The organism is Rhizobium sp. BK289, assembly GCF_014193575.1.
In the GTDB taxonomy this organism is placed as follows: Bacteria; Pseudomonadota; Alphaproteobacteria; order Rhizobiales; family Rhizobiaceae; genus Rhizobium; species Rhizobium tropici_C.
This window is the reverse complement of sequence record NZ_JACHZO010000003.1, coordinates 455048-477568: the sequence shown is the minus strand read 5'-3', so window position 1 is coordinate 477568 and position 22521 is coordinate 455048. Positions and strand designations below refer to the sequence as shown.

The following is a 22521-nucleotide window of genomic DNA, read 5'->3' as shown; positions in this document are numbered from 1 at the left end:
GAGTTGTTCACCGATCGCTTGGCTTCTGGTCCGGTTCCCGAGTTGAACTTTGGGAAGACGGAAATCTGCGAAAGTGCTATGACTTTAATGTCACATAATGTTTGCAAGTATGTCGCTTTTCATTTTTGTTGCAACAAAATAAATGCTTGTCAAAGGAAATTGGAGGAATTTTCAATGGAAAACGTATCGGAAGACGAAGGATACCATCAGCATCAGCCCAATCGATTGGGCGAAATGGCATATCACAACATGAAGGAGCGACTGATCCGAGGCGCTTTTTCCCCCGGAGATAAGCTCACAATTCGTGCGGTTTCGGAAATGCTGGATGTCAGCACGACGCCCGCTCGTGACGCCATCAACCGCCTCGTGATCGATGGTGCGCTCATTTATTCTGGGCCGAAAACCGTTATCGTTCCCCACTTAAGATTGTCGGATCTCCAGGAGATTACGCAGATGCGTCTGGCCCTGGAGGGGCTTGCGGCGGCGCTGTCCGTCAAGGCCGCAAGCGAGGCAACGATCGATGAACTTGAGCAACTTCAGGCGAAAATTGACGCCGCATTGGATGAAAAGCGTTATTTTGACACCCTTTGGCATAATAAGGAGTTCCATTTCGCGATCTATCGTCTCAGCGGAATGCCCTATCTTTTACAGGTGATCGAGACTCTGTGGCTGCGGGTTGGTGCGTCATTTAATGGCCTCTACCCGGAATTTTCCGAGACGCGCTACGGTGCTCGCAATCACCGTAACGCGATAGAGGCGCTTGTTGAAAAGGATGCCGATGCTGCGCGCGCAGCCATCGAGAGCGACATTCGTGATGGATTTCGTCAGATGAAAAAAATGAGCGCAGACCGCGATCAAAGGAATCTCTCTCGCCGCTGAATAATTATGTTGCACTTTCCTTCTCTCCGTGTTTTTTTGTTGCAACAAAAATGTGAACGGGATGCGAACGCGCATCTCTGCATGGAGAGGGCAAGGCATGCTTCATCAGGATTTTCCATCATTTCGACGGGCAGCACTCAGATCGCGATCGCAATATTTCTTCGAGCGAGGGCAGATCGTATTTCCCGATGGAACCACGCGCGTCACCGTCGAACGTGATCCTCTGCCGACGTATATTTCCCGCGGTGAGGGTGCTTATCTGGTCGATGTCGACGGCAATCGGCTCCTCGACCTCAATAACAATTTCACAACGCTGATCCATGGTCACGGTTACCTACCCGTTGCCGACGCAATCGCAGATCTCCTGCAGAAAGGAACCTGCTTTTCCAATCCAACGGAGCACGAGTTGGGATTGGCGGAATTGCTCGTACAGCGCATTCCCGCGATCGAGCAGATTCGCTTCGTCAACAGCGGCACCGAGGCTGTCATGTTCGCTATCAAGGCAGCTCGCGCCTTTACCGGGCGGTCGCGCATTGCCCGCGTCGAAGGAGCCTATCACGGTGCCTATGATTGGGCCGAGGTAAGCCAAGGCGCGTCGCCTGCATCCTGGGGACCCGCGGACGCCCCCACATCCACGACCTCTTATGCCGGCGCGCCGGAAAGTATTGCCGAAGAGGTCGATGTGATCCGCTTCAATGATGTCGAAGGCCTGGAACGGAGGCTGGCCGTGTCTGGTGGCGACCTTGCCTGCATCCTGATGGATCCCATGCCGAGCAGGGCGGGTTTGCTCGCCCCTGAGCCAGCCTTCATCGAAGCCATCTCCAATCTTGCCCGGCAATATGGCGTTCTCGTCATAGCCGACGAAGTGCTGAATCTGCGTCAGGGATATCGTGGTGCATCGGCGCGTTTCGGGCTCGTGCCGGATCTTATTGCTGCCGGGAAGATTATCGGCGGGGGCTTTCCAGTCGGCGCAGTTGGTGGTCGCAAGGAGGTGATGGCGGTGTTCGCAAGCTCGGGCGCAAGGCCAGCGGTGCCACAGGGCGGCACCTTTTCGGCCAATCCGGTTTCAATGGTCGCAGGAAGGGTGGCCATGGAGGCACTGACTTCGGCAAGCTTCGAGCGTCTTGATGAAATGGGTACGCGTGTGCGCGACGGCCTTTCTGCCGCGATCGCGCGTCATGACGCGCCATTTATCGTCACCGGTTCGGCTTCGCTTTTTCGTATTCACCCCAAGCGGCAGGTGCCCCGTGACTATCGGCAGGCCTTCCCGACACCGGAACAGAACAGTTGGATGACCAATCTGACAAGCCATTTCCGTCAGCTCGATATCCTCCTGCCCTTTGGGGCCGCCGCCTGCCTGTCCACGGCAATGACGAACAACGATCTTGATTTGATCGTCGATGTCTTCGGCGATTTCCTCGAAACCTACGAAGCCGATTTTGCTGGAGCAAACGCATGACCACGAAGTCCTTGGAAACTGTCGCTGAATGCCTGGCTCGTTCGCTGGTGCGCCATGACGTCACTCATATATTTGCCCAGAGCCTACCATCAGCGCTCATCCTGGCTGCCGAAGCGGCAGGCATTCGCCAGGTCGCTTACCGACAGGAGAATATGGGCGGCGCCATGGCCGATGGCTATGCGCGACGATCCGGAAAGATCGGCGTGGTGGCCGCCCAGAATGGTCCGGCTGCCACGCTGCTGGTGCCGCCCATGGCCGAAGCGCTGAAAGCGAGCGTTCCGATCGTAGCACTTGTGCAGGAAGTCGAGCGCGATCAGATGGATCGGAACGCGTTCCAGGAGCTTGACCATATCGCGCTCTTCCAATCCTGCACGAAATGGGTGCGCAGGGTCATGGTCCCGGAGCGAATAGAGGACTATGTTGATGCCGCCTTCACTGCTGCTGCCTCCGGTCGACCCGGGCCGGTTGCGTTGCTGTTGCCTGCCGATCTGCTGCGTTCGGAGCTTGGTGTCAAAACGCCATCGCGATCTCTGAATCTTGGCCATTGGCCGCTTGACCGGTCATCCCCTGATCGCGCGACTTTGCAAAGGGCAGCGGAGTTGATCGCGAATGCCCACAATCCCGTAGTAGTCGCGGGTGGCGGCGTCCTCGGCAGCGATGCCTGCCATGAACTGGCCATGTTGCAGGATCTGGCTGTACTCCCAATTTTGACCACCAACATGGGCAAGGGTGCAGTTAATGAATATCACTCGCTTTCGGCCGGCGTCTTAGGATCACTCGTGGGTCCGCGGTCACTCGGGCGCCATACGGCAGCTCTGGTCGGTGACGCAGACCTTGTCATTCTGGTTGGAACGCGAACCAATCAGAATGGCACGGATAGTTGGCGGCAAATTCCTGCTGGCGCTCAGGTGATCCACATCGATGTCGACCCTCAGGAAATCGGCCGCAATTATCAAGCGCTACGCCTGGTCGGGGATGCGCGTGAGACACTCAGAGAACTTGTTCATGCCCTCAACGCGCAAGATCTATCCCAACGTCGGGACCAACGGGCCGCTGTTACCAGCCGCGTAGCCGAGTGCTGGCGGCAGTTCGATGAGGATCGGCATCACCTCGTGCATGCTACTGCGTCGCCGATTCGCCCGGAACGTATCATGGCAGAACTGCAGGCGTCATTGACACCGCAGACGACTGTCGTTGCGGATGCAAGCTATTCATCGATGTGGGTCGTCGGCCAATTGCGATCGCTTGCTTCAGGAATGCGGTTCCTGACGCCGCGCGGTCTTGCGGGACTGGGGTGGGGCCTGCCTCTGGCTCTTGGTGCAAAGGCAGCTAGACCCGAGCATCCGGTGGTCGCCATCGTTGGCGACGGCGGGTTCGCCCATAGCTGGGCGGAGATGGAAACCATGGTTCGCTCCGATCTTCCCATAACCATCATCCTTCTCAACAACGGTATCCTCGGTTTCCAGCGGGATGCCGAGACAGTAAAGTTCGGGCGCTTCACATCGGCGTGCCATTTCGCACCTGTCGATCATATGCAGATCGCTCAAGCCTGCGGATGCCCGGCAGTGCGCGTTGAGGATCCAGCCGAGCTCACGGCTCATCTACAGGGTGGACTGACAGGCAAGGGGCCGCTGTTTATTGAGGTCATGACAGATCCAGAGGCTCATCCGGCTTTGTCCTTATTTGCCGGCTTGGATGAGGCGGCATGATGCCAGAGCCGTCTCGCATCGCCGTCGTGACAGGAGGGACGAGCGGTATCGGATTGGCGACGGCGCGAAAACTACTGGCGGCGGGGCATTGCGTCGCCGTCTTCAGTCACAGCGCTAAAACTGTCACTGATGCAACTGCCGTGCTGTCCGCGGAATTCGGATCTGGACGCGTCTTGGGCCGAGTTGTCGATCTGTCGGATCCTGTGGCTGTTACCAATTTCTTCGAAGAGCTTTCATGCACCTGGGGAGATGCCGAAATTCTCGTCTGCAACGCCGGCATATCGCCCAAAGGCTTAGCTGGTCCTCGGCGGTTCGAGGAAATCGGGCTGGAGGAATGGAACGAAGTGCTGGCCGTGAATCTGACCGGCACCATGTTATGTTGTCAGGCGGTCGTCAGGGGAATGCGACAGGCGGGATTCGGACGCATCATTTTGATTGGATCGCTCGCTGGGCGCACACGTCCTCGCATTGCCGGTGGCGCTTACGCCGCCAGCAAAGCAGCGCTGGCCGGCCTTATGCGCGCGCTTGTCGGATCGTGCGGTCCTTTCGGCATAACCGTTAATCTCGTGGCGCCGGGCAGGATCTTGACACCCTTGACTGGCGATCCCAATACGCCGGCCAATCAGGACGCGGTTGCACGCATTCCTTCTGCCAGATTGGGAATTCCGGAGGACATTGCCGCCGCCGTTGCCTTTCTGGCGTCGGAAGAAGCGGGCTTCGTTAATGGTGCTATCCTCGATATCAACGGGGGCGAATATGCGCCAGCCTAGAGCCGTCACGCGGCCCGGGGCGTTCAACTTCAAGCGCTCCGATGCGACTGTGAAGCTCGACGTGGCGGCCCACAACGAAGTCATTATCTGGACCTCCGATGCAGAGCTGTTCTTGCCGTTTAGCTATATTCTGAAGACGGAGGGCTTTATGCCCTCTTTGGCTTGCAGCGCCAACGATGTTTTGGCTTCCTGCACGAAGCGCTTGCCGTGCGCGGTCCTTTTCGATTGCACCCGTGAAACCCAAGATGCCGTTTCCATATGTGGCGAAATCAGGCGATCCACCACACATGACAAGGAGGTCCGCCTGATTGCGCTCTTGCGAAGCGAAGCGCAGCCGCTTCATCTTGCCTTGCTGCAAGCCGGTGTTGATGACTGCCTGTTCAGGCCGCTTTCACCGGAGAAGTTGCTGACATCTCTCAGGCAGGCGGCGGGACAGGCCATGGAAACGGCCAACTCAAAAAGGGTTGCGTCGCTGGCTTTTGCCGACTTGGAAGTCGACGTCGACAGTCGCCGAATACTTTGCAACGGTTGGGACTTTGCGCTGCCACCCATCGAGTTCAATATTCTACGTCATCTGATGAAGAGGGAGGGACAGCTCTGCAGCCGTTCCGAACTGATTGCTTCGGCTTGGCCGGCTTCCGCCGAAGTCACGCCGCGAACCGTAGACGTTCACATTGGCCGCTTGCGCAAGGCGCTGGGAGTGTTGCCCGGATGTAGTGCTGCCATTCGCACCGTCCATGCAGCTGGCTATGTGTTCAAACCCCGGGGCTTGCGAAAGACTGGCTCAAGCACATCAGCGTAGTCGCTTTGCTTGGACGGATCTGGATTTTTATTGATTCTTTTAATTCAGTTTGATTCGGCCACTGAGATGCTCAATTACCGCGCTTGAAAGCTCCGTAGCTTCTCGAAAATCTCCGGCGCGATCTCAAACTGACGGGCCTTACCGCGCCCCATGGAATTCTTCACGAACGTCTCGGTCAGGATGCCACGCTTCACCAGCGGCTCGATCGTCTCCGTCACGCCCATGCGTGTAAGCTTCGTAATTTCGACTATATTTGAGATAGTTAGTGCTTGGTGAGCTTGGTTCATGATGTAAAGAACACTCATCATGCCGACCTGTTTCAGCCGGGATTGCGGTGTCTCGTCCTCCTGCGGATTATCCATGATCTCATGCAGGATGAAGGCGGCAAACGAAAGACTGTGCCACTGCGTGGTTAGGGTACTTGTCATCTTTTTAACTGCATTATATAAGTCACTATAAATTACGAAAGACGCCCGATTCGTCGCCGGACCGATCGTCAGATATCGCCACATCGAAGGATCATGCTGATGAAACGCCTTCTGGTTGGAACAATCTTCGCCATTGCCGGCTGCATGCCTTTATATCTCATTTCCGAGCGGCATGCGCGCGCCGATGATTGGGGATGCCAGGTTATCCTGTGCCTTTCCAATCCGGGTGGGCCCACACAATATGCCGCCTGCCGTCCCCCAATCAACAAGCTCTGGCAGAAGCTTGCCAAGGGGCATTCCTTTCCCACTTGCAGCGGTGTCGGCTTCCGGGCATCGCGTCCTGGTTACGAGCCCTATTTCTGCAGTGACGGCTATCGCCTGACGACACGTTATGGCGAGCGCGGCCAACAAGAGACCTGCGTTTCGCGAACCCTTTCCGAGGTTGATGGCGGCTATTGCGCCTCCGGTCGCGATGGCGGCGCTAGAGACGATGGGTTGGTGATATCGGCGCGCTGGCAGCGGGATGGCCGGCACGTACAGTGTATGGGCTATCCGACGGCAAGGCCGAATGTGCGATCCGAGCCCCATTATGTCGATGTAACCATCGATGGTGTTGGAAGCCAACGGGTTTGGTACTGACCATGGCCGTCTCCTTTACCGATCTTGCCAAGACCTGTGCGCCGGCGATTGCGATCGAAACGCTTGCGGCGGTTGTCAGTCTCGAAAGCCAGTTCCAGCCTTTTGATATTCGTGTAGGCGGGAGTTCATCTCTTCATGAACAGCCGAAGAGCAAGGCCGAGGCGATCGAAACCGCAACGGCGCTGATGGCGGAGCATAAGGATGTCCAGCTAGGACTTGGCGGCATTGGCATCGCCGAATTGCGCAAATTTGATCTCGGCATCGCGGATGCTTTCGACCCATGCCTCAACCTCAAGGCAACGGCCACATTGCTCGATGGTTATTATCGTCTGGCAGTGCGCGCCGGCGCCGCACCGCAGCAGGCTGAGCGCGTGATGCTGCAATCCTACTACGGGCGCTCCGATCCTTCGGTCGGAAAGATGGCCCAGTATGACGATCAGGTCCAAAGCGAGGCCAAACGGCTTTCGAAGACGCTGTTCGCCATAGCGATAGGGCAGAGTGTGGGGCGGCCGACAGTTCCCGAATACCAGACCAGTGATCCGTCCTTGAACGGTGAGGAAGGGCCTTTGCCCGAACGGTCGGCGAAACCACCGTCTTGGGATGTCTTCCACGCAGCGCGGCAATCATCTGCGCTGGTCTTCCAAAATGATCAACCGGAGCAGTCTGAATGATGTCGAGGATCAATATTCGTGCATTTGGCGTCACCGTTGCGGTGGCAACGGTCCTTTCGATCGCCATGATCGAGCCAGCCTTCGCGCAGAGCGCCGGCGGGATCGAGACGGTTCTGCAGAATATCGTCACCTTGCTCACGGGCAACGTTGCCAAACTCCTGGCAACGATCGCCGTCATCATCGTCGGCATCGCCTGGATGTTTGGTTACCTCGACCTTCGCAAGGCAGCCTATGTCGTGCTCGGCATCGGTATTCTCTTTGGCGCCTCTCAGATCGTCAGCACGATTTCCGGGGGCTGAAATCATGGTGAAGAAGGTTTCGCTTGAGGAAGATACCCTGTTCTTGGCTTGCACCCGGCCAGCGATGATCGCCGGGGTGACAATGGAGGCCATGGGCGTCAATATTATACTGACGACGATCCTCTACATTGTTGCCGGCTCGATTGCCTATGGGCTTGTCGGTGTGGTCTTTCATTTCATTTTTCGCTCGCTCGTCAAGCATGACCACAACATGTTCCGTATTATGCTGGCCTGGATCGAAACCCGTGGTCGTTCGCGTAACGGCGCCTATTGGAGGGGTGCTTCGCTGACGCCGTTGAGGCTAGTGCGACACTATGACGAAAGGGACCTTGGCCATGCCTAATGTGTCCCGTCTCAAATTCCGTGAACTCGAGCCAGAAACGTACATCCCCTATGTCCGGCACGTGGATGAGACCGTGATCGCACTCGATTCCAGAGCATTGGTAGCGATGATCGCTTTGGAGGGCGTATCGTTCGAGACAATCGACGCTATCGATTTGAACAGCCTGCAGCGCGATCTCAACACGCTCTACCGCAACATTGCCGACGAGCGTCTGGCAATCTGGACCCACCTCATCCGTCGGCGCGATAACACTTATCCCGACGGCGAGTTCACCAATTCCTTCTCGGCAACGTTGAATGGCAAGTATCGGGAGCGGATGGTGAGCGAAGATCTGTTTCGCAACGATCTCTATCTCACCCTGCTTTGGCATCCGGGACACGATCCGGCCGAACGGCTTGCAAATTTGCTGTCACGGCTTCGTAAGGCCCAACGAGCAGCAGCCGAGCTCGATGAGGACAGCCTGAAACATCTGCGGGACAAGGTGACCGATGTCACTGCGGGACTGAGACGCTTCGCCCCGCGCGTGCTGTCTCTCTACGATCAAAACGGCATCCTGTTTTCCGAACCGAGCGAGGTGCTGCATCAGTTGATCGGCGGCCGGCGAGAGCCCATACCATTGACGGAAGGCAGGATCTCCTCGGCGATCTATTCCGATCGTGTGATCTTCGGGCGCGAGACGGTCGAGATCCGCGATGAAGGGACAAGCCGTTATGCCGGCATGTTCGGGTTCAAGGAATATCCGGCGAGAACCCGTGTCGGTATGCTGGACGGCATTCTGACGGCACCTTTCGAACTGATCCTCACTCAGTCCTTCGCATTCAGGTCCAAGACCGATGCCCGCACCATCATGGGCCGCAAGCAGAATCAAATGGTGAGTGCGGTCGACAAGGCAGCCTCCCAGATTGAAGAGCTTGATGCGGCAATGGACGAGCTGGAATCGAACCGTTTCGTGCTTGGTGAACACCATCTGACTCTCGGGATCTTCGCTTCATCTGTCAAAGACCTCGGTGACAATCTCGCGAAGGCGCGCGCGCATCTGACCAATGGTGGCGCTGTCGTAGCGCGCGAGGATCTGGGGCTCGAAGCTGCATGGTGGGCACAATTGCCCGGTAATTTTCGGTATCGGGCTCGTTCCGGTGCGATCACCTCGCTGAATTTTGCAGCACTTTCTCCGTTTCATTCCTTTCCTATGGGTAAGAAGGACGGCAACGAATGGGGGCCGGCCGTCGCCATGCTAAAGACGGCGTCGGGCTCGCCGTTCTATTTCAATTTCCACTATGGCGATCTCGGTAACACCTTCGTCTGCGGTCCGTCGGGTGCTGGCAAGACCGTACTTCTCAATTTCATGCTATCGCAACTCGAAAAGCATGACCCGCACATGGTCTTCTTCGACAAGGATCGTGGCGCCGACCTCTTCGTTCGGGCTGCCGGTGGCACCTATTTGCCGCTGAAGAACGGGCTGCCGACGGGATGTGCACCGTTGAAAGCCTTAGAGTTGACACCGGAAAATAAGATTTTCCTGGCACGATTTATCGCCAAGCTAGCCGGCAAGGCGGTGCGCGATTTTTCGGTCAGCGATGTTAGCGATATCGCGCTGGCGATCGATGGTCTTGCCGATCTGCCGAAAGAGCAGCGCACGATCGGCGCTTTGCGCACCTTTCTCAACAATACCGATCCGGAAGGGATTGCCGCGCGCCTGCGTCGGTGGGAAAGGGGCGGGCCGCTTGGTTGGGTCTTCGACAACGAGGCCGATGAGATCGGTATCGGCGCCAAATTTCTCGGCTACGACATGACCGATTTTCTCGACAACGAGGAAATCCGTAATCCCTTGATGGCTTATCTTTTCTATCGTGTCGAACAGTTGATCGATGGTCGACGGATCATCATCGTTATCGACGAGTTCTGGAAGGCATTGCAAGACGAGAGCTTTCTTGATCTCGCCCAGAATAAGCTCAAGACCATTCGCAAGCAGAACGGCTTGATGCTGTTTGCCACGCAAAGCCCGCGAGACGCCATCAACTCACCGATCGCGCATACAATCATCGAGCAGTGCCCAACACAGGTTTTCCTGCCGAATTCCCGCGGTGATCGAGACGACTATGTCGGTGGCTTCAAGCTCACTGAACGCGAATTCGAGTTGGTTGCCCGCGAGCTCTCCGCCGAAAGCCGGCGCTTTATCGTTAAACAGGGTCACAACAGCGTTGTCGCCGAGCTCAATCTCAACGGTTTCGGCGATGAGCTCGCAATCCTCTCCGGGCGAACGGCAAACGTGGAACTTGCCGAGGCCATCCGAGCGGAGCTTGGCGATGACCGGGACGAATGGTTGCGGATATTCCAACAGACAAGGAGTGCAAGCTGATGGCGCAGAGCAGGGTGATTCCCATGACAGCGATAGTGCTGTTCCTTTCTTCGTACGCCGCCGACGCGCAGGGTATCCCGGTGATCGACCAGACGGCGATTGCCAAGCAGATCGAAAGCATAACCCAACTGAAATCGCAGCTCGATGCGCTAAACCAGCAGCTCCAGCAGGCCCAGCAGCTCTACGGTTCGCTAAACAAGCTGACCAATATGGCCGACGTTGCCAGCCTGTTGAACGATCCGGCGGTCCGCAAGGCTTTGCCAGGAGACTTTTCTGCGGTCCAAAGCCTGCTCAAGGGCTCAGGTTCAGGCACGCTTGGCGATGCCGCCTCGAAGTTCTTGACCGACAATTCGACCTACAAAACGAGCGCTAACGACTTTTATGCTCAGGAACTGTCGCGTCTTCAGAACAAGAATGCGGGGCAGATGAGCCTAGCCCAGCAAATCTACGATACCGCGACCAAGCGGATCGACGGGATTGATCAGTTACGCCGGCAAATCTCTTCGGCGAGCGACGCCAAGGACATCGCCGATCTGCAGGCGCGGCTGCAGGCCGAAACGGCCTTTCTCCAGACCGATATGCTCAGGATGCAAGGGTTGCAGATGGTGCAGCAGGCCGAGGTTCAAGTCGATGAACAGCGCAAGGCCGAGGATTGGCGCAAGCGCATGGATACGATGGGAGCGGCCCTTCAATGAAGTTTCTTGTTCTCTTTACACTCGGTATCTCCTTGGTCGGCTGCTCGAAGCCCGAACGTACCTATTCGGTCGACGAGCTGATGGCCAACCAGACGCTGCTGTCAGATCTCATTGCCAAATGCAAAAGCAATCCCGGTGAGTTGCGAGCCACGCCGAACTGCGTAAATGCCGAGGCGGCAGATTGGAAATCCCGCCTGGAACGCATGGGCAAAGCACTCGGAGGCTGAGGCATGTACCAGATCTTTGCCTTTGTCGATGGGCAGTTCAAGGCGCCGCTGGAGAACTTCATATCATCAGGTACTTCGAATATCGCCAGCTGGGTCACAGGGCCATTGACGGCGGCCTTGACACTTTACGTCATCCTCTATGGCTTTCTGATCCTGCGTGGATCGGTCCATGAACCGATCATGGATTTCGCCTTTCGGGCAATGAAGCTTGCCATCATCCTGATGCTGGTCACGAATGCTGGCGAGTACCAGACTTATGTCGGCGGTATCTTTTTCGACACATTGCCCAAGGAAATTTCGCAGGCGTTGAACTCCGGCACGATACCAAGCGCCTCGACCTTCGACAGCCTGTTGGATAAAGGTCAAAAATGCGCGCATGAGATCTGGTCGCGCGCCTCATGGGGAGTCGACATCGTTACCGGCTTCGGTGGCATGCTTGTCATCTTGGCAAGTTTCGTGGTTGCCGCGATCGGTTATATCGTCTCGCTCTATGCCCGTCTCGCACTGGCGATCGTGCTCGCTATCGGCCCGATTTTCGTGGCGCTCGCCATGTTCCGCTCGACGCGCCGCTTTACCGAAGCCTGGATCGGACAACTCGCCAACTTCGTGATCCTGCAGGTACTGGTCGTGGCGGTTGGCTCGCTACTCATTACTTGCATCGATTCCACCTTCACAATGATCGAGAGCTACAGCGACGTACTCATGCGACCCGTTGCGCTCGGCGCCATTTGCCTTGCGTCCCTCTACGTCTTTTACCAGCTTCCAGGCATCGCCTCGGCACTTGCCTCGGGCGGGGCGTCGCTCACCTACGGCTATGGCGCGGCACGCGACGCCCATGAAGGCACGCTTGCCCGAGGTGCTACCTACATGGCGCGAGCGACTGGTCGGGGTGCACGTGCCGTTGGGCGCAGCTTTCGTTTCGAAAGAACCGGCTGATGTGGAACTTCAAGCAAGCAACAAGATGGTTCACGATGATCCGAATATTCGTGCTTTTTTGTGTGGCATCAACGCTCGGCGGCTGCGCGTTACATTCCTATCCCCTGCCCAAATGCGACGGCTATTCGCGCCGGCCGCTCAATCGCGCCATGTGGCAATGGGATGGCGATAGTCGGTCCACGCCGCAACCCCCTCACGCTTCACCGGCGCAGTCCGGCGGCAAGCCACCTGCCTATGTTGAGGAAAAGCCGGACATCCTTCCCACCGCCTTCGCGCATTTTGATGCCGGCCACTCCTATCGCCCATGCGGAGGGCAGCGGTGATGGTGACGACGGACAGTCTCAAGGATTATTTCGATAAGGCCCGGCGCTTCGACCAGGACCGCATGATCCAGATGGAACGTTCGGCTCGAATTGCCTGGTTCGTAGCCATTGGGGCCGGTATTCTCGCGACGATTTCGACTGTCGCCATCGCAGGCCTGACACCGCTAAAGACGGTCGAGCCTTTTGTCGTGAGAGTCGACAATTCCACCGGTATTGTCGATGTCGTTTCGGCACTCACGTCGACCGCCGGCACCTACGACGAAGAAGTGACCAAATATTTCGCCGCCCGCTATGTTCGTGCCCGCGAGGGTTATGTCTGGAGCGAGGCAGAGGAGAATTTTCGCACGGTTTCCCTGCTCTCGACGGCGCCGGAACAGACCCGCTTTGCCGCGATTTATCGCGGCGGCAATCCGGATTCCCCGCAAAATATCTACGGTCGCGGCGCCACATCGCGGATCAACATCGTTTCCATCTCGCTGATCAACGCCAATGTACTGTCTGTTCGCTATATGCGTACCATCACGCGCGGTGATGAGACGCATACGACCCATTGGGTGGCAACGCTTACCTTCTCCTATGTGAATGCTCCAATGTCCTCGACCGATCGGCTGATAAATCCGCTCGGCTTCGCCGTCAGCGACTATCGCTCCGATCCGGAGGCCATCAATTGAGACATCTGAAACATCATTGTTTGATTGCACTGCTCCTGACCGCTAGCTGGCCATCGGCAACCCTTGCGTTGGAAACGCCGCGCGGCGCATCCCAGGACAGTCGGGTCCGCTTCGTCGACTATCAGCCTTACAATATCACCAGGATCGTTGGCTCGTTGCGTTCCTCCGTCCAGGTGGAGTTTGCCGCCGACGAGGAAATCGCCCATGTGGCGCTTGGCAACACGGTCGCCTGGGAAGTGGCGCCGGCCGGCAATATCCTCTTCCTGAAGGCGCGAGAGAACCAGCCTGTTACGAACATCTCCGTGGTCACGACACGTCGTGATGGTTCGACGCGCAGTTACCAGATGGAGTTGACGGTCCGAGACGGTCCGGTTGCCGCCGGCCAGGACACTTACTTCTATGTCAAATATCGCTATCCGACCGATGATGCGGAACGCCGTCGTCAGGAGGCGCTCGCGCGAACCCAGGCAGCCCAAGCTGGACAAGCCGACACAGTGCTGGCTTTGCATGAGCAATATGGACCGCGCAACTGGCATTATTCGGCACAGGGCTCAGGAGCGTTGGAACCGAACGCTGTTTATGACAACGGCAAGATCACGACGATCGCCTTCACCGGCAATCAGGAAATGCCGGCAATCTATATGGAAAACTCCGACGGCACCGAGAGCCTGGTACCTAAGTCGGTTTCCGGTGACCTCGTGCTCGTCCATGCGATCAGTCGCAAATTTATTCTGCGGCGGGGAGGAGACGTGCTCTGCATCTTCAACGAAGCCTACGATCCGGTGGGCATCGATCCCAACACCAGTACAACATCGCCTTCCGTAGAGCGCGTCATGAAAGCGCAGGCGGCAAGCGCTGCAACAGGAGGAGCCCATGGCGGATGAGGCAGAAGACCGTATCCCAGGTGAGCGCGCCGAGACGGACGTCAATGCGCGAGCTGAGGGCCGTCCATTCCTGAAGCGCGGTGGCGTGGTTTTAGCGATGGTCGCTTTTGTTGGATTTTCGTTGTGGTCGATGCGTGACCGGCAAAAGGCTGAGACGAAAGAGCCCGACCATGTCGTTATTCGCCAGACGGCTGACTTCGAGCCGGCGAAGGAAGAGGTAAAGCCGGCGGCACCCCTTCCTGAGGTGTTGCTACCGACGCCTGCGTCAAAGGAGCAGATCACACCTACTGAGGACCCGTTGTTGGACTCCGCCCGCCGTGCGCCGGTGATGGCCTATAATGGACAGCAGTCCTCATCGCAACGCCGCGACACAGCAGCCGCCATGTCGCAAGACACCGGTTCCAATTACCTGCCCGTTCCTGGCAGCCTTGGGGGCGCCCAACCTGAAACCGAGGACCAGCGCTTCAACAGGATGTTGACGCCGACTCAGCTGGAAGGATCGCGCGCCGGCACGCTCGGCAATCGCGACTTCATTGTGGCGATGGGAACTTCCATTCCGTGCGTGCTGGAGACGGCGCTTGCCTCCGACCAGCCAGGCTTCGCTAGCTGCATCATCAACCGCGATGTGCTTTCCGACAACGGCCGCGTAGTTCTGATGGAGAAAGGAACCCAGATCGTCGGAGAATATCGAGGTGGCTTGAACCGGGGCCAGAAGCGTCTATTCGTGCTTTGGAACCGGGCAAAGACGCCAAAAGGTGTAATTATTACACTCGCCTCACCCGCAACCGACGCACTCGGGCGGGCGGGCATGGATGGCTATGTTGACACGCATTGGTGGGAGCGCTTCGGCAGCGCCATCCTGCTCTCCATCGTTGGCGACGCGACGACCTATGCCGGCAGCCGACTGCAGGATAGTGACGTTCAAGCGCAGAATACGACAACCACTGGCCAACAGGCAGCAGCGATCGCCGTCGAGCAATCCATCAATATTGTGCCGACATTGACGAAGCATCAGGGCGAGCTCGTCTCGATTTTTGTGGCCCGAGATCTCGATTTTTCCGATGTCTATAGCCTGCGTGTCACCGAACCTCGCAACAGGATCCTCGATCGGGCGGTATTGGGGGATTTCGGGCCTCGATCAACGCTCGTGACGAAGTAGGGCGGAAGATGGCGGAAGCTTCAGATGCTCGTGTGGTGCGTGAACTGCTTTTGCCACTGTCTCGCTTCCTGAAGGACACGTCGCTGTATGAGATCGTCGTTAACCGTCCAGGTGAAGTCCTGACCGAGGGAGCGGAGGGATGGCGACATCATGCGCTGCCGGACGTTAGTTTCGAGAAGCTCATGCGCCTGGCTCGGGCCATTGCAAGCTATTCGAACCAGGCAATTGACGAGGCCCGGCCAATCCTGTCGGCCACCTTGCCAGATGAAGAGCGGATTCAAATCGTTGTTCCGCCCGCAACGAGCAAGGGCACGGTCAGCGTCACGATCAGAAAGCCGTCGTCGGTGACGCTGACGTTGGATGATCTCGAAAGGGGTGAATTATTTTCCAATGTCTCCTCGCCGAACCGTCATAGCGAATCCTCCGATGCGAGATTGGATAAGATCCTCAAGGCAGGCAATTACGCGACATTTCTGCGTGCGGCGGTTCTTGCGCGCAAGAACATTATCATCTCGGGCGCAACCGGATCGGGCAAGACCACCCTGTCGAAGGCATTGATCCGGCATATCCCGGAGCATGAGCGGATAATCTCAATCGAAGATACGCCGGAGCTGGTCATCTCGCAGCCCAATCATGTCAGGCTTTTCTACTCGAAAGGAGGACAGGGACCAGCGAAAATCAGCGCGAAAGATCTGCTCGAATCGTGCCTCAGGATGCGACCCGATCGCATTCTTCTACACGAGTTGCGCGACGGCTCGGCCTTCTACTACATCCGCAATGTCAATTCAGGACACCCTGGATCGATCACAACGGTGCATGCCGATTCTGCGGCGCTGGCATTTGAGCAACTGACGTTGCTCGTGAAAGAGTCGGAGGGAGGTCGTGACCTTGAGCGCAGCGATGTTCGTAGCTTGCTCAAGGTCGCGATCGATATCATTGTCCAATGCAAGCGGATCGACGGGCGGTTTCGGGTAAGCGAGATTTATTTTGAGCCGTGATCGAGCGGAGGATTCGGCGCGAATGTCGATGGTGAGATTTCGCCTAAATGGCGAACATTGCCTTTGAAAATCTTTGAAAACCAGATTTGTGAGCCGTCCTACCGACAATCAAGCCCATCTGACGCCAGCTTACTAGCTCGACGCTGAATTTTTAGGGGTCACTTCGGCGACCCTTTTCTTTTGGACATCCAAAATGGCGAACAAGTAAAGGCTCGCGCTTTGAAGGCCGATGGCTTTTTTCGATGGCGTCAGCAGACGTCCGAATCTCGAAGGCTCGCCAATTGATAACATGAATTACTTCATTGACTCCGTCATCTATGTGGCAGGGGCATCATCCAATGAATCAGATCGTTACGCACTAAGGCATGCATGATGGCTTGTCAGTGGAAGGACTAACCGCGCCATGGTTCGCCGGGAAGACGCTGAATCAGAGCATCTTGCACGGCCGAGGTGGCCGTATCGAATTCCCAAGAATAGACGGTGGCCAACAAGGGGCCTATGTCCGCTGTAAATTGCGGGTCGTTACGCTTATCGTGCATATTCTGCTCGAACAGGGCGCGGGTGATGTTGTGGCCGCCGTGCTCCATGTAGGCGCTGAAGGTCTGTAGGATGCGGCTTGGATCAACGCCATCTTGGGCGAGCGCAACCGCCAGGTCGAACAAGTCACGCCCCTTTTTGCGCTGATATAGGGCGCGCAGCTTCGTGCCCAGCAGTTCGTCAAGGTCATAGGTTGGGATATCGCAACTGCCCTCGTACCAGCGCGATGACACGCTAAACGGTACGCGCTTGAACCCGTGGACCGCAAAATGCTCTCGGGAATTGATCTCGACCTTGAGCCTCATGGGGATGGGCGGTGCGTCTTCCGACGCGAAGCGGTAGACGAACGTCACACGCCCCTCCGTCTGTTTCCAGCGCGGCGCGCCAAGCCACGGGTCAAGCACCGAGCGCAGAGCGTCCATCACCGGTCCGGCTGGCTCTGCGCGCATTTGCACAAGGTCTATATCCTCCGAGTACCTCGCCGCCGGTTTGAGATAGAGCTTGTATAGGGCCGTTCCGCCACGGAAGGCCAAGGCCTCAGTCAGCACAGGATGCGAAAATATTTCAACGAGCGCGCGACTGATAACGAGATCCTGCTCAACCTGAATGTCCTGTACCCAGGGCGCATTCGACCGCCATTCAGTAATATAGTCGCGCGGGATCAAAACTCGGCCTCCACTTCGGTATTGACGATCAGCTTCCAACCGTCGTCGCGGTATGCGCCCTCATGGGAAGTCGTCGGAGCGAGCGCCACGGTCTGCCGTGCGCGCGCATGGACGTAGGATTTCAGTGGCGCCGCCTCCTCAACGGCATTGACTTTTTCGAGGAGATAGCCCAGCCGCTGCGCCCATGGCGTCGGTACTGTCTGTGCCGCCAGGACGAGCTTTTCCGGATTGAGCATCTCGGCGAGGTCACCAAGGACCGTCGCCACTTGGTCCAGACCGCCGACATGATGGCTATAGCCGACAAGATCGACGGCTGTGGCTTCCGGCGTGGATACTAGCACCGTCCCGCGCGGCGTATTGAATGGCTGGACCGATACTTCTGCGATCTGTTTTCGTACGATGAACGCGACGCGCACGGCACCTGCCACAATCGGCCTGCGACTCTTGGCCAGCATCACCTGCGCTTCCTGCGGGCGATGGTGAGCCGCTCCGTGATATTGGGCGGCAGAGAGAAGCCCCATGTAGTAGGATTGCCCCAGCTTCTTCATCAGAGCAGGGATGAATTGGTCAGCCGGGAGGCAACCCAGTGATTGGTATTCTGGGGGGACGATCACATAGAAGCCCCGCGCAGGGGATGCCACGAGCCCCTGCTTGGCTAGACGGTTCAAGGCCAGCTTGGCCGCATCAGCGGACACGTTCAGGGCCTCCTGAGCATCGCGCGAGCTAAAGTGATAGCGCCCGCTGCTTGCCAAGCGCGCTATGTAGTCCCGGGCATGAATCCGTGATTCCGATTTCATCCGCATAAAGTATCATTTTTCGATACCTTTCGCAAACGAATTTGACGCTCGATTAGGGCATCCTAAGCTCAGCCCGCCCCCCACTGTGCCACGGATCATGAACTGGCTGCGCCTTTCGGCGCAGCCAGTAGACGGCCCATCAGGGCGTTCCTTCAATCGTAGTCAGCGGACGCAGAACTTCGGGCAACCAGCCCGTCCCGGCCACCTCGCGGGCAGCAAGTGCCGCCAGCTCGGCTTTCTTCATCCGGCTCCATGCCGGTGCGGCGGGTGTGCCTTTCGCCTCGCAGAGCACAAAGCTCTTCGATTCCTTCAGACAAACCGGTCTTGCGGACATTGCCGTCCCAATGGCCGAGTTTGTTAAGGGGGATAGATAGCGTCTCGGTCATGACTTTCTCCTTTGTTGTCGGTTGGCTCAAGACGCCAAGGAGAAAGGACGGGCGAACAAGTCGCCCGGTCACTGCTGAAAGCAGATACGGCCAACACGGCCCGGCAATGCCGGGGTGGCGCGGGCAGGCCGTTGACCGGGCGGCGCGCCCGGCCGGAATGGCGTCATGGATTGAGCAAACGGCAACTGGAGGAGCACCGAAGATACGCTGTCGGTGCCGACGGACGAGCTGCCGCTGGTCTACTCCACGACCTCGAATGGCCAGTCGAAATGAGAATACAGAAAGGGCTTGCCGCCCTCCCTGTTCGTCTCCTTGGCGTATACCTGCGCTCGGTTATCGATCAGGTCGAAGTCGACGATGCTGAAATCCGCATCCACGGACGGCGTGACGTTCTGGAGCGGCTGGTGATGGGCGGAGGGGCTACTCCGGCAGGAGTGCCCAGTTTGTAAATGGCGCACCCGACAAGATTCGAACCTGTGACCTTTGGAATCGGCAAATAGGTGAAAAGGACATGAAACTTAACGGTCGCACTCACCTTTCGAAACAGCGAACATCACAATCAGTGCTCCGGAAGGACAAACCATCCTAGATTCGCTCATGGGGTTCCTTGTGTTGCTGTCGAGGCTGTCGTGCAACTATCATGATCAGGCTCTCACGGCCGCTTCTTTCCTTTCCACCTTCGCCATCGTCAAATATTCCCCCTTCAGCCGCATATGGCACCAGCAGGCAAAGGCGGAGCTTGCGAAGGCCAGGCTTTCGCCGATCGCCAGGCGGTTATTGGAGTTGCTGAGGAGCGTCAATGAGAAAAAGAAAAGGCAGGCGATGTAGGCGTGCCATGCGGCGCGCGGAATAATGCCGGCCTTGCGGGCGCGCCAGACGGCGCGGATGAAGATGGCGAGCATGAAGCCCATGATTGCCGCACCGAACAGGCCGTAGCGCACTAGGATTTCCAGATAGCCGTTGTGCAGCAGCGTGTACTGGACATGCGAGTAGCGCGTCTCGGCCCAGCGTTCGAGCCACCGGTTACCCCAGCCGAAGATTGGTGCGGAGGAAAATACCTCCCAGCTGTTCGACCAGAGCTGCAGGCGTTCATCCATCGACACCGGCGTATTGCTGGAGCTGATGGCGTTCGAGACCACGCCCCCCATTTCATGGCCGTTGGCCACATTTTCGACCATAGAAAGGGCTGCCGACACAGTCGGGCCAGCCGTCTTGTCTAGATTGTGCCTGACGCCATAGATCCCGGCGATCAACAGGGCCGCGACGGCGATGATGATGATGACGCCGCTTTTTAGGCGTAGGTAGGTCAGCGTAATGAGCGCCAGTAGCGGCAGGGTGATGCCGAGTGCAAGCCAGACGCCTTTCGATTTGGCGCCGTAAATGGCGATGAAACAGAGCGCGAAGATGAAGGGCGAAACGACATAGGCGAAGCGGGCGATCCGGCGGTCGCTCGATTTGTCCGTCAGGTAGTGCAGCAGCCAGAAGAGGGTGAAGATCACGATCATGCCGCAGGCGACGGCGCCGTGGATCTGGTTGTTCATGATCAGCGGCCGGATGGTTTCGCCGGCGAAGACTTCGCGCAGGTGCTGTGTTGCCACAAGCATGATGAGAACCATGGCGAAATAGGCAGCTATGATCTTTTCCATCAGCTCTTCGTAGAGCAGGAAGGCGACGCCCATAATGGGGAAGAAGAAGGGGAAGGCATAGAGCCAATCCGAGGCGCCGATATCGTGCTGCGGTGTCAGCCAGAAGGTGATGAAGAAACGCGCCATGACATAGAAGGCCCAGCCCATGCAGAGCCAGCCGATCCAGTCGGTGCGCGGCCGTATGGGCGCCTTCATATAGTAGTAGAGGGCGATCAGAGAGAGGAGCGCGGTGGCATAGCGATAGGCGTCGCTCTCGACGACGGTCGGCGAAGTGACAAGCAGCCAGAGAATGCCGCCGATGATGGCGAGCGGTTTCGTCATGTTGCTTCCTGCCTTCGTGACGCCGATCGGTTCGGCTGCAAGGTCAGCAAGCGGTTTGTTGATGCGCGAGTCGTCCAATGTCGTCATCCGCCTTCGTCCAGAATCGGTTCATCATCCGGCATTCCTCGCCCCGTGACGGGCCGTATGGTCGCAAAGGGGCAGGAATACGGCAATTTTCCCACGCCGTTATGTCACTGATGCCGATTTCGCCGATTGTTTGTCAATGAGCAACTCCGTCGCGCCGGACCACTTTCAATACCGTCAGGAAAATGATCTTCAGATCGAAAAGAAAGGAGCGTCGGTGCAGATAGTCTTCGTCCAAGGCAACCTTCTCGGGGATCGGCAGTTCGTCGCGGCCGTTGACCTGTGCCCAACCGGTCAAGCCCGGCAGCAGCGCGTCGACACCGCGTTCCGTGCGCAGGGCGACGAGATCGTGCTGGTTGAACAGCGCCGGGCGCGGGCCGACGATGCTCATCTCGCCTCTCAGGATGCACCAGAGCTGCGGCAGCTCGTCGAGGCTCGATTTGCGCAGAAAGGAACCGATGGGCGTCAGATAAATGGTCGGGTCCTTCAGTAGATGAGTCGCCACGGCGGGCGTATCGGTGCGCATGCTGCGGAATTTCGGCATGCGGAAGATCCGGTTTCGCCGGCCCACCCGATCCGACCAATAGAGGATCGGACCGGGCGAGGTCAGCCGTACCGCGAGTGCGATGATCAGGATCGGAATGAAAAAAACGATGGTCGCGGCTAGAGCGGCGAGAAAATCGAAAAGGCGCTTGGCGATTGTATAAAGCATCGTCTCTTGTCGTTGCATCGCCCTTTGTTCTAAGGGTGATGAAGGTCGTCGTTGCTCCGTGCATCTCATATCGCGATTTCAAGCACAACCATCCCCGGCAAGATTCCCCTCCCTTGTTCCGAGCGGATATCCCGTGCAAAGCATGTCTCAGCAAATCATGGTGCGAAAAGCGGAGGCAGTGCGCGGATGATCCTGGTGACGGGTGCGACGGGTTTTGTCGGACAGGCTCTGTGCGCGGAGCTTTCCCGCCGGCGGATGGACTATCGGCCGGTCAGTCGCAACTCCCGGCCAGGCTTCGCCGCCATGGGGTCGATCGATGGCCAGACAGACTGGTCCGAGGCGCTTGCCGGCATCGACACCGTGATGCATCTGGCCGCCCGCGTCCATGTTATGAACGAGAGCGCTTCCGATCCGCTGGCCGCGTTCCGTGCCGTCAACGTCGATGCAACGGTCAACCTGGCGCGACAGGCTGCGGGCGCGGGCGTGAAACGCTTTATTTTCCTGAGTTCGATCAAGGTCAACGGCGAAGGGACGTCGGTGGGTAAGCCCTTCAAGGCCTCGGACGTGCCGCATCCAGAAGATGCCTATGGCCGCTCGAAACTAGAGGCGGAGGCGGCCTTGCTGGCGATATCAGCGGAAACGGGCATGGAAGTCGTCATCATTCGGCCGCCGCTCGTCTATGGTCCTGGCGTCAAGGCGAATTTCGCAAGCTTGATGAAATGGGCTGCGCGGCCGTTTCCCTGGCCGTTCGGGGCGGTTCGAAACCGCAGGTCGCTTGTCTATGTCGGCAATCTCGTCGATTTCATGCTGCTCTGCGCGACGCATTCGTCCGTCGCTAACCGCGTCTTCCTGATCAGTGATGGCGACGATCTTTCGATCGGCCAACTGATCTCCAAACTATCTCTGGCCGCGGGGCGTAAGGCTTGGATGCTGCCGGTGCCGCCTTCGTTGATCGAGGGACTTGCCTCGTTGCTGGGGCGCCGAGCCGCCGCGCAGCGGTTGCTTGGTTCGCTTCAGGTCGATATCGGCGAGACGCGGTCGGTCACCGGCTGGTCGCCGCCTTACTCGGTCGAGGAAGGGTTGGCGGCAACGGTCGCCGATGCGAGGACGAAGGCGCGCTGA

The 22521-nt window shown here is 57.7% G+C and carries 26 protein-coding genes; 20 read left to right on the top strand and 6 right to left on the bottom strand.

The genetic code is table 11. The features are described 5' to 3' along the window. Positions 1 to 174: 174 nt before the first annotated feature. The 5 genes from FHT84_RS08415 to FHT84_RS08395 all read left to right on the top strand — a co-directional run bounded on the left by FHT84_RS08415 (position 175) and on the right by FHT84_RS08395 (position 5619). Complete coding sequence (locus tag FHT84_RS08415) at positions 175 to 879, top strand: GntR family transcriptional regulator (protein WP_112341660.1); 705 nt, start codon at positions 175 to 177, stop codon at positions 877 to 879. Positions 880 to 976: 97 nt separating this feature from the next. Next, a complete protein-coding gene (locus FHT84_RS08410; protein ID WP_183761669.1) occupies positions 977 to 2338 on the top strand; it encodes an aspartate aminotransferase family protein in 1362 nt (453 codons plus the stop codon). Beyond that, positions 2335 to 4047: an acetolactate synthase catalytic subunit gene (locus tag FHT84_RS08405; RefSeq protein WP_183761666.1), complete on the top strand. Its 1713-nt coding sequence runs from the start codon at positions 2335 to 2337 to the stop codon at positions 4045 to 4047. The genes FHT84_RS08410 and FHT84_RS08405 overlap by 4 nt, the downstream gene beginning before the upstream one ends. Next, the gene (gene fabG / locus FHT84_RS08400) at positions 4044 to 4817 is read left to right on the top strand and encodes a 3-oxoacyl-ACP reductase FabG (protein WP_183761663.1); all 774 of its coding nucleotides are present in this window, start codon (positions 4044 to 4046) and stop codon (positions 4815 to 4817) included. The genes FHT84_RS08405 and fabG overlap by 4 nt, the downstream gene beginning before the upstream one ends. Continuing rightward, on the top strand, positions 4804 to 5619 hold the full coding sequence (locus tag FHT84_RS08395; protein ID WP_183761661.1) for a response regulator transcription factor: 816 nt from the start codon (positions 4804 to 4806) through the stop codon (positions 5617 to 5619). The genes fabG and FHT84_RS08395 overlap by 14 nt, the downstream gene beginning before the upstream one ends. Before the next feature lie 74 nt (positions 5620 to 5693). Here FHT84_RS08395 and FHT84_RS08390 read toward each other — a convergent pair whose 3' ends face one another. Continuing rightward, complete coding sequence (locus FHT84_RS08390) at positions 5694 to 6047, bottom strand: MarR family transcriptional regulator (protein ID WP_095436095.1); 354 nt, start codon at positions 6045 to 6047, stop codon at positions 5694 to 5696. A gap of 99 nt (positions 6048 to 6146) precedes the next feature. Between FHT84_RS08390 and FHT84_RS08385 the strand changes: the two genes are divergently transcribed. The 13 genes from FHT84_RS08385 to virB11 are packed head-to-tail and all read left to right on the top strand — an operon-like array spanning position 6147 to position 16251. Continuing rightward, a complete protein-coding gene (locus tag FHT84_RS08385; RefSeq protein ID WP_183761658.1) occupies positions 6147 to 6686 on the top strand; it encodes a hypothetical protein in 540 nt (179 codons plus the stop codon). A gap of 2 nt (positions 6687 to 6688) precedes the next feature. Then, positions 6689 to 7357, top strand: coding sequence for a lytic transglycosylase domain-containing protein (locus tag FHT84_RS08380; protein ID WP_183761764.1), 669 nt, complete (start codon positions 6689 to 6691; stop codon positions 7355 to 7357). Beyond that, positions 7354 to 7656: a TrbC/VirB2 family protein gene (locus FHT84_RS08375; RefSeq protein WP_113251520.1), complete on the top strand. Its 303-nt coding sequence runs from the start codon at positions 7354 to 7356 to the stop codon at positions 7654 to 7656. The genes FHT84_RS08380 and FHT84_RS08375 overlap by 4 nt, the downstream gene beginning before the upstream one ends. 4 nt (positions 7657 to 7660) lie before the next feature. Continuing rightward, a complete protein-coding gene (locus FHT84_RS08370; RefSeq protein WP_183761655.1) occupies positions 7661 to 7999 on the top strand; it encodes a type IV secretion system protein VirB3 in 339 nt (112 codons plus the stop codon). Then, positions 7992 to 10358, top strand: a complete 2367-nt coding sequence (locus tag FHT84_RS08365; RefSeq protein WP_183761651.1) for a VirB4 family type IV secretion system protein — start codon at positions 7992 to 7994, stop codon at positions 10356 to 10358. The genes FHT84_RS08370 and FHT84_RS08365 overlap by 8 nt, the downstream gene beginning before the upstream one ends. A gap of 23 nt (positions 10359 to 10381) precedes the next feature. Further along, a complete protein-coding gene (virB5, locus tag FHT84_RS08360; RefSeq protein WP_246698493.1) occupies positions 10382 to 11053 on the top strand; it encodes a P-type DNA transfer protein VirB5 in 672 nt (223 codons plus the stop codon). Next, positions 11050 to 11280 carry an EexN family lipoprotein gene (locus FHT84_RS08355; protein WP_113251523.1) on the top strand — a complete coding sequence of 77 codons (231 nt, stop codon included), beginning with the start codon at positions 11050 to 11052 and terminating at the stop codon, positions 11278 to 11280. Before virB5 ends, FHT84_RS08355 begins: the two co-directional genes overlap by 4 nt. A gap of 3 nt (positions 11281 to 11283) precedes the next feature. Further along, entirely contained in the window at positions 11284 to 12216 is a 933-nt protein-coding gene (locus tag FHT84_RS08350) for a type IV secretion system protein (RefSeq protein WP_112341651.1), read from the top strand. A gap of 35 nt (positions 12217 to 12251) precedes the next feature. Then, on the top strand, positions 12252 to 12539 hold the full coding sequence (locus FHT84_RS08345) for a hypothetical protein (protein ID WP_183761761.1): 288 nt from the start codon (positions 12252 to 12254) through the stop codon (positions 12537 to 12539). After that, entirely contained in the window at positions 12539 to 13210 is a 672-nt protein-coding gene (locus FHT84_RS08340; protein ID WP_183761758.1) for a virB8 family protein, read from the top strand. Before FHT84_RS08345 ends, FHT84_RS08340 begins: the two co-directional genes overlap by 1 nt. Positions 13211 to 13215: 5 nt before the next feature. Then, positions 13216 to 14094 (top strand): P-type conjugative transfer protein VirB9, encoded by an 879-nt coding sequence (virB9, locus tag FHT84_RS08335; protein WP_183761755.1) that lies wholly within the window; start codon positions 13216 to 13218, stop codon positions 14092 to 14094. After that, positions 14084 to 15253 (top strand): type IV secretion system protein VirB10, encoded by a 1170-nt coding sequence (virB10, locus tag FHT84_RS08330; RefSeq protein WP_112341648.1) that lies wholly within the window; start codon positions 14084 to 14086, stop codon positions 15251 to 15253. Before virB9 ends, virB10 begins: the two co-directional genes overlap by 11 nt. A gap of 8 nt (positions 15254 to 15261) precedes the next feature. After that, entirely contained in the window at positions 15262 to 16251 is a 990-nt protein-coding gene (gene virB11, locus FHT84_RS08325; RefSeq protein WP_183761647.1) for a P-type DNA transfer ATPase VirB11, read from the top strand. Positions 16252 to 16643: 392 nt separating this feature from the next. On the opposite strand, the gene FHT84_RS08320 is transcribed toward virB11, so the two are convergent. The 3 genes from FHT84_RS08320 to FHT84_RS08310 all read right to left on the bottom strand — a co-directional run bounded on the left by FHT84_RS08320 (position 16644) and on the right by FHT84_RS08310 (position 18584). Continuing rightward, on the bottom strand, positions 16644 to 17453 hold the full coding sequence (locus FHT84_RS08320; protein ID WP_183761645.1) for a nucleotidyl transferase AbiEii/AbiGii toxin family protein: 810 nt from the start codon (positions 17451 to 17453) through the stop codon (positions 16644 to 16646). Continuing rightward, positions 17450 to 18250, bottom strand: coding sequence for a type IV toxin-antitoxin system AbiEi family antitoxin (locus FHT84_RS08315; protein ID WP_183761641.1), 801 nt, complete (start codon positions 18248 to 18250; stop codon positions 17450 to 17452). Before FHT84_RS08315 ends, FHT84_RS08320 begins: the two co-directional genes overlap by 4 nt. Before the next feature lie 139 nt (positions 18251 to 18389). Next, complete coding sequence (locus FHT84_RS08310; RefSeq protein WP_183761638.1) at positions 18390 to 18584, bottom strand: hypothetical protein; 195 nt, start codon at positions 18582 to 18584, stop codon at positions 18390 to 18392. A gap of 321 nt (positions 18585 to 18905) precedes the next feature. Between FHT84_RS08310 and FHT84_RS08305 the strand changes: the two genes are divergently transcribed. Beyond that, a complete protein-coding gene (locus FHT84_RS08305; protein ID WP_183761785.1) occupies positions 18906 to 19085 on the top strand; it encodes a hypothetical protein in 180 nt (59 codons plus the stop codon). A 195-nt stretch (positions 19086 to 19280) separates the two neighbouring features. Here FHT84_RS08305 and FHT84_RS08300 read toward each other — a convergent pair whose 3' ends face one another. Then, positions 19281 to 20690, bottom strand: a complete 1410-nt coding sequence (locus FHT84_RS08300) for an O-antigen ligase family protein (RefSeq protein ID WP_183761635.1) — start codon at positions 20688 to 20690, stop codon at positions 19281 to 19283. 133 nt (positions 20691 to 20823) lie between these two features. Further along, positions 20824 to 21399, bottom strand: coding sequence for a sugar transferase (locus FHT84_RS08295; protein WP_183761632.1), 576 nt, complete (start codon positions 21397 to 21399; stop codon positions 20824 to 20826). Positions 21400 to 21585: 186 nt separating this feature from the next. Here FHT84_RS08295 and FHT84_RS08290 point away from each other — a divergent pair, with 186 nt between their 5' ends. Further along, positions 21586 to 22521, top strand: coding sequence for an SDR family oxidoreductase (locus FHT84_RS08290; protein WP_183761629.1), 936 nt, complete (start codon positions 21586 to 21588; stop codon positions 22519 to 22521).